The sequence below is a fragment of the Streptomyces sp. NPDC002054 genome (assembly GCF_040296685.1).
In the GTDB taxonomy this organism is placed as follows: domain Bacteria; phylum Actinomycetota; class Actinomycetes; order Streptomycetales; family Streptomycetaceae; genus Streptomyces.
On the sequence record NZ_JBEOXT010000015.1, the window covers coordinates 188,615 to 195,823 of the forward strand.

At 64.4% G+C, this 7,209-nt stretch carries 3 protein-coding genes; all 3 read left to right on the top strand.

The annotated features are described in order from the left end of the window. The first annotated feature begins 27 nt into the window (after window positions 1-27). Window positions 28-4,401, top strand: a complete 4,374-nt coding sequence (locus ABT123_RS16745; RefSeq protein ID WP_351314347.1) for a hypothetical protein — start codon at window positions 28-30, stop codon at window positions 4,399-4,401. Between the two features lie 352 nt (window positions 4,402-4,753). Beyond that, window positions 4,754-5,659, top strand: a complete 906-nt coding sequence (locus tag ABT123_RS16750) for a hypothetical protein (RefSeq protein ID WP_351314350.1) — start codon at window positions 4,754-4,756, stop codon at window positions 5,657-5,659. A 689-nt stretch (window positions 5,660-6,348) separates the two neighbouring features. Then, complete coding sequence (locus tag ABT123_RS16755) at window positions 6,349-7,149, top strand: competence protein CoiA family protein (RefSeq protein ID WP_502970974.1); 801 nt, start codon at window positions 6,349-6,351, stop codon at window positions 7,147-7,149. Window positions 7,150-7,209 lie beyond the last annotated feature (60 nt).

Below are 7,209 nucleotides of genomic sequence, written 5' to 3' on the forward strand. Positions count from 1 at the left end.
TCCGCTAGGCGTCCACCGCCCGCGGCCATGGCTGAAGTCGATCAGATCGGGGATCGTGACCATCAGACGAGCAACCCCGAGTGGTCTGGTCCACCGCTCATGAGCGCTGAGAATGCCGACACCGGCGGGGCGCAGGTCCCAGAGCTCGGCAACACCTACACGGGCCCCACAGCCATGCAAATTGGCAACAGTAACCAGCAGACCAACTACTACGATCAGCGCACCTTCCACAGCTCTGCGTATGAACCCACTGCCACGCTGCAAGAACTCGAGCGGCAGCTGAGACTGCGTACGCCGGCTGAACTGCGCGTACGCCGCCAGGGGAAGATCGTCGAAAGAGCTGCAGTAGACCGATCATCCGCTGTACTTGCGGTGTTCAAGCACATGGTCCGGGCAGCCGAATCCGGTGAGGCACTCCTGGTTCACGGTGAGCCGAGCGTCGGCAAATCGGTGCTCTGCCTGCAAGCTGTGGACCAGCTCCGAGAGTCGGGGGTCGAGGTTGTAGTGGTCGACCTGCGCGAGTGCGCACCGCCATTGCCGACGTTGGAGTCGGCGGTCGGGCTACCGCTGTCGCGACTGTTCTCGACGCAAGATCCCGGGAGTAGCGGGCGACTGGTGGCCTTCGACGGGGCGGAGGTCATCCAGGAAGGCGCACGGGACAGGTGGCTAGCGCTGGCAGACGCCGGCCGCCGCGCTGGATTCGGCATCGTCGCGGTGGCGCGTGACGACGCAGTGGTGGCCGTCGAGGAAGCGTTCGACATGTTGCCTGACCTGGATCTGACGAAGTTCCGTGTGGAGTCACTGCCGGACAACACGCTCGACGAGCTGGCAGCTAGGTTCCCCGCCCTCAAGCCTCTACGAGAGCGGAGATCCCGGTGGCTGCTGCGCCGTGTCGGAATGGTCGATCTGCTGCTTCGCGCAGACGCGGTCATGCCCTTGCGCGACGGCGCGCTCTCCGAGGCTGATGTCTTCGACGTGTGCTGGCAGGGCTGGGTCCGCTCTCAGAACGGGGCAGTGGGCGGTGTTCAGGCCCCGGACGCCCGAGACCGCGCCTTGCTCGAGATGGCGCGCCAGGAACTTGGACTCCCTTGTCGATGGGGAGGACCTGACCCGGCGGTGTTGCCATCGTTGAGATCGGACGGCTTGGTCCGTTCGTTCGGCCCGGGCTCGGCCTTGCGGCGGCGCGAGACCTTCGCCAGCGACGTAGTCCGTGACTTTGCCACTACTCGGCTCGTACTGCTTGACGGGCTGAGTGTGCTCAAGGATGCCGGGGCTCCGCGGTGGGCGCTGCGCGCGAGCCTGGTGGCCTGTCAAGCGAGACTGCTGGAAGCCTTGGAGAGCGAGGCGGTCGATGAGACGCTACGCGACCTCATCGCATTCTTCGACCAGATGGCAGCCGTACACGGTGCGCGCTGGGCAGACATTCCTTGGGAGGCTGTGCTCTCGGTCGGTGTCGCACCTCAGTTGGTCCTGGTAGCAACACAGCTTCTACTGCGTGACCGCGGAGCGAATGCAGGCATGCTGTTGCGAGTGGCCGAGCAGCGGTTCGTTGCTAGGGGGCGGGCGGAACCCCTCCCGATCGAAGCGCTGGTCGTTTGGCTGTCTGAGCAGAACTGGCACGCACTCGACGTGTCACGGAATGTGATGGAAAGCGCGGACCGGATTGTCCGGTACTGGTTGCGCGGCGTCCAGTACGAGGAAGCGGCCCGGGATGATCCAGCAGTTCGGCGTGTGAAGCAAACCGTCCGAGACGTTCTACTGAAACGGGACGCCCAATTTGACGAGCTCATACTGGAAGCGCTGGCCACCTTGGGTCCGGATGTAAATGACGACGTACGGGCCCGGCTGATTGCAGTCGCAGGCCATCGGCCAGCCGCCTTGCGGCCCATTGTGGAGAACGCTTACGCCATCATGAGCCTGCGCGAGCGTGACGTTGATCTGCTGGCCGAACTCGCGCTCGCCTACTACATCGAGCGGCCTAGTCAGAGACACCTCAGCCATTCGCTACTGACAGGAGATGGCGTCCGTGATCATGCGGCCGGATACCACTTGGGTGTACCACGATCCGCTTGGTGGTACGGACCGTTCTGGGAGATTCTCTGTGGAAAGCCGGCCACGGGGCTTCTCGTCATCAATACTCTGCTCGACCACGCGACAAGCGTCCGAATTAAAGCCCTTACTAGCTCCGGCACCCAGGAAACGTCATCATCCGAATATCTGCACGTCGACATGGATCTTCTAGATCTCGGAGAACGTTCCTACGCAGGCGATTCGCATGTGTATGCCTGGTATCGAGGCTCAACAGTGGGGCCAAGTGTCTGCACCAGCGCCTTGCTGGCTTGGGAGCGTGCGGCGGATCAACTACACGCGCAAGGAATGACTTTGCGGGAGATCGTGCTGCCACTGCTGAGGAAGTCGGACAGCCTCGCTACCGTGGGAGCAGCTGTCGGATTTCTAGTCCGACATCTTCCCGAGGTCACCAACGAACTTGACGACTTTCTGGCCGTACCCGAGCTATGGCACTACGAAGACATTCGGACTATGCACGAATCCTCTGGATTGACCTCTCGGGACGAGGAAGAACTTCCCGGTCGCGAGTGGCGCAAGAGTTCGTTTCGTGACGTTGCAGCCTTTCTTGCGGCGAAGGCATCGTTCGCGAACGACGAGCCCGACGCCAACCGCCTGCGAGGGGTGGGGGCCCGGCTGCTCGCGGCTTGCCCCACTGATGCCGATGGCCGTGAGGCTATCCACGCGCGGATCTGTGCGACGCTCCTCGATACCCGCAACTACAGGCGGATCGTCTACGGGACCGGCTTCGCCATGGAGTATGTGGAGCCGGCGGATCTGTCTGCTGAACTAGAGGAGACGCGTCGTGACCTTTCCGACACGCGCGTGCTGTACGAACTAGCCAACCGCTATAGCCTGACGTTGGCCCCGCCTTTCGGGCTAGGCCAACCCTCGGTGCAGGGTGATCTACTAGCCGCCGACGTAGCTAAAGCCCGCAGGCTGTCGGACAATCCGCCCACGACTTCGGATCGCATGCTTCACGACACTGTTGTGGCAGTGGCTGGCACTGTGGTGCGGACAGTCGGCTCCGCCATGCGCGTGCAAGGCCTGAGCATCGACGACCTGCGGTGGGCACTCGAGACTGTGGTGGAGGCGCCTTCCACCACAGCGGGAGAGGACGCGTACGAGGGTAGTCTGTACAGCCGGGGCGCGGACCGCTCGGCGGCTTCTGCCTCGCCTTCCCTCCTCCTGCCTACCTGGCAGACTGCCGAGCCGTTGGCACATGGCTTGCCACGTGCCGATGAACAGGCGGCCGCTACTGTTGCCGCGTCCATGACGAGTCCAACCTACGAGGTACGCAGGTGCGCTGCGCTGGCCCTACGCAAAGTTTGGGCCGCACCGTGTGGACCCGCGCAAGAACCGTGCCGTCACCAACGGGCATGGGGCGCTGTGGAATACGGCGCCCGAGATGTCGCAATGGCTCCCTGGGATGGAACCGGACGTCGCGCCTTCACCACCCTGGATAACGATATTGCGACAGCACTCAGGGCTGCCGACGCAACGAACCTGGTACTTCCCCGGCTCTCGACAGCCCTAGCCGCCACACTTGATGCCGTCTCCAGTTCCTGTTGCGTGGCAACGAAGGCCCGGCCCCTCCGCGACGCCCTAATTGACGCGTATGCGCGTACTGCCATTCACTGGGCAGAAGAGGGTTTCAACGTCCGAGCGGAGGAGCACTGCTTCATCGCCGACGCTCTTCTGGCCGCCACCGCAACGGAGGCCAACCTCGTTCAGGACCTGGTGCTCACCCTCGGTGGGTGCTCGCCAGGGTCAGCTCCACTGTTGCAGGGGCTCGCCATCTCGGCCACGTACGATCTCGACCGTAGGGCCCAGTTGAGAGACATCTGGCCCACCCTGCTGCAGACCGTGCTGGCGCTTCCAGAGCCACCTAATGATCGCAGGTCGGCATTCACATATGAGCAAGCTGTGGCCGCGCTGATTCCCGCTCCGACCCCCCTCACGTTCGACAACGATATGACGGCAACGCTCGAGCGAGCTCGGGATGGCTGGCCCACCGCCGCCAGCCTCGCGGAGCTCATCCCGAGGTGGATCCCACGGGCGACCGGTACCCGAGGAGCCGTCGACAGCCTGATTGGTCTCCTCCGAGCCTCGCCGGTAGACCAGCAGCTCACCCTCGGCCTTACCTGGATCCGAGCCCTCCTCCCGAACCACGGCACCGCTCTCGGGAGCTTTCTCATCGTCGAGTGGCTCCGGGAGCTGCACGCATCTCCACACTTCAATTCCGCGGTACGGGCCAACTACGAGGTCATCGTTGACGCTTTGGCGGCTGCTGGCAGCGTCGCCGCACGAGAGTTGCAGGAGGAAGACGAGTAGCTGGCCACCTCCAGCGAGTTGGCTCCAGGCTGTGTGAATGCTGCGGCGGGGCGGGACACGTACCTGCGAGATGCCAAATGAGCCCTTGCCGTGCGTGGGGCTTCGATCTGGCTGAGGACGCGATCAGACACGTGCAAAGAGCTGTTCGACGAGTTCTCCGCACGACTCTCTTCACTCAAGCAAGCCGCCACCTTCCGGTCAGATGGGGACAGACCAATCATCTGGGATAGCCCGGACAGTGGCGGAGCGGGTGCTGCTCCAGCTGGCACAGGAACGCGGGGGAATCTGCCCTGCACAGACCGATACATAATTTGGCCGCACGGCGCTCCTTCAGCGACCTACGATTCGGAACGTGACGACTGAGTTTGATGCTGCACGTCTTCTGCTGACCCTGCACAGCAGAACATGTGGTGACACCTTGCACATCTGGGACGCGGCAGATGATCCGGACTGGCGTCACGTGGATGACAGTCGGATCGACTCGATCATCGCGTCTCTGGTCGCCCTCGGACTGGCCAGCAGCAACGGCACCTTCGCTGCAGGCACTGCCTGCAAGATCACAGCGAAGGGGGTGACGGTAGCAGAGCAGTATGCCCGGGATCGCGACGATGGCCGTATGCGGCATGACTTTGCCATGGACTCGCTGATCGCCGCCGCCGCCCGCGCCTATCCCCGCACGCGCGTCGAACTGGCCAGATTCGTCGGAAGTGAGCGCATGTGGTTCTACGACTCCGTCCTCGAGCTCGATGAGGTCGAGCAAGCCGTCCGTTTTCTGGAATCAAAGGGCCTCGTCCTCGTTGAGCGCAGTCCTGTCCAGGCCCGTGCCATAGCACTCACCCCTCTCGGCATCGAGTGCGGGTTTGAAAATCCGATCTCTGTGAGGAAGTTCTTGAGCGAGCAACAGCAGAACAGCCGACCCAACATCAACTTCAATGGCCCAGTCAACGGGCTCCAGGTGGGGGATAACAACACCCAGAACAACACATTCGGCTACGACCCGCAGCAGCTCGCGGAATTCGCGCGCGAGGTTCTGGCCGCGGCACAGACCGCAGACGTGCCGGCCGAGGCCCGGGCTGCGGTCGTTGCCGACATTGAGGCGCTCCAGGCGGAGCTCAACGCCTCTCAGCCCGAGCAGGGTCGGGTTCGCCGGGCACTACAGAAGGCCGCACAGACTGCGCAGACGTGTCTACCCACACTTGTCTGGACAGGCCTCGCCCAAGGTGCGGCGGCTGGTCTGGGCATCCCGATCGGCTTCTGAGCGCCCAGAGGCGGCTGGCTCCAAGGATCGATTCCTCCTTCCAGCCCTGCCCGCGGGCCGGCCCTGACCATGCCGTTGGGCTGTCGCACGGGCAGGGCCGGGCTTCCCGCGAACCCCGTCCCCATAGTGGATCAGCGAAGGACGCCGTTCGGAATCAGTGAATGCCGCTCCTACAAGCTCTTGCCGCCGTTCGCAGAGAAGGTCAACGGCCGATACGACTACGACCTGGAGGAGCGCAGACAAAGATCGGCACATCCGAGCTGCCGCGCTCGATGCCCTCCGGTCACACGGCTTCGGCGAAGAAGCCGACCGCAAGTGGCTACAAACACATCTGGTTGCAGAGGCCGTGGACGACTGGCCACGCGGTCGACGACGGTAAGTGTCGGCCACCACCCGAGAGCCTGGGCGAGGATCCCGGGGCCCGGGTTCTCCCCGCTCTGGCCCGTCAGCGGGCGCCGGTCTGGCGAGATCAGCAAGATCCGGGCGGGAACGTTGTCAGCGGGGGCTGCTATGCCGGAGTGGTCCGTTCGCGTGTGCGGGAGGAGGGGCTCGTGCCGTACACGGCTGTGCATGCCGTCCTGGGGCGGCTGTATGCGGGGCTGCCGGATCTGGGGTGCGGGATCGTCTGGGAAGACGTCCACCGGGTTCGGCCCCGAGCACCACTGTCCTGTCCGGACTGTGAGGGCGCGATGAGTGCCGTGCTGCGGGGCGGGACCAGGTTCTTCGCGCATCACGGGAAGCGGCCAGACGACTGCCCACTGGAGAACGAGAGCTTCGAGCATCACATGACGAAGCTGGTGCTGCTCGGGGCGATCCGCGATGCGGGCTGGCACGCCGAGCTGGAAGTGAGCGCGCCGGACAAGTCCTGGCGGGCCGACGTGATGGCCACCTCCCCGGACGGCAGCCAGCGGATGGCGTGGGAGGCGCAGTTGTCGCCGATCACCGTTCCCGACATCCAGGCGCGCACAGACCGGTATGCGGAGGCGGGGATCCGAGTGTGCTGGGTGTCGCCGCACGAGAAGTCCCCGAAGTGGATCGACGAGGTGCCCGCAGTGCGGGCCCAGCCTCCGGAGGCCGGCGGAGCGTGGGCGGTGGATGATGGTGTCGCCGCGTTCGACTGGAGTTTCGGTGCGTGGGGTGTGCGGACGACGCCGCTGCCCGTGTTCGTTCGGTGGGCGCTGGAGGGTCAGGTCGAGCCGGTGGTAAGTCTGCGCCGGTATCACCGGGTGAAGCGGCGGGTGGGTGGGCGGCTGTGGGTGCTGCGACGTGGAATGTGGTGGACGTCGGCAAAGTCGGCCCGCTTACAGGCCGAGCACGACGTAATGCGCCAGCGCCAGGAGGAGAGGAAGCGGGTCGCGGAAGAGGCGCGGCTGGCGGCGGAAGCGGAGGCCGAGCAGGTCCGCTTGGAGGAAGCCGCGCGGGAGGAGGCGCGCCGCCTGGAGAAGCTGGAGGAGACTACTCAGTTTGTAGTCGTGGTGTCGTTGGTGTGAGTCCGGTTCCGGTGAGGCATCCGTCGATGATGTCGCTGCGGTATTGAATCTGGCGAAGGC

Coding starts and splice junctions, on each gene's coding strand:
- ABT123_RS16755 (WP_502970974.1), top strand. CDS start 6,349: ATGAGTGCCGTGCTGCGGGGCGGGACCAGGTTCTTCGCGCATCACGGG.
- ABT123_RS16745 (WP_351314347.1), top strand. CDS start 28: ATGGCTGAAGTCGATCAGATCGGGGATCGTGACCATCAGACGAGCAAC.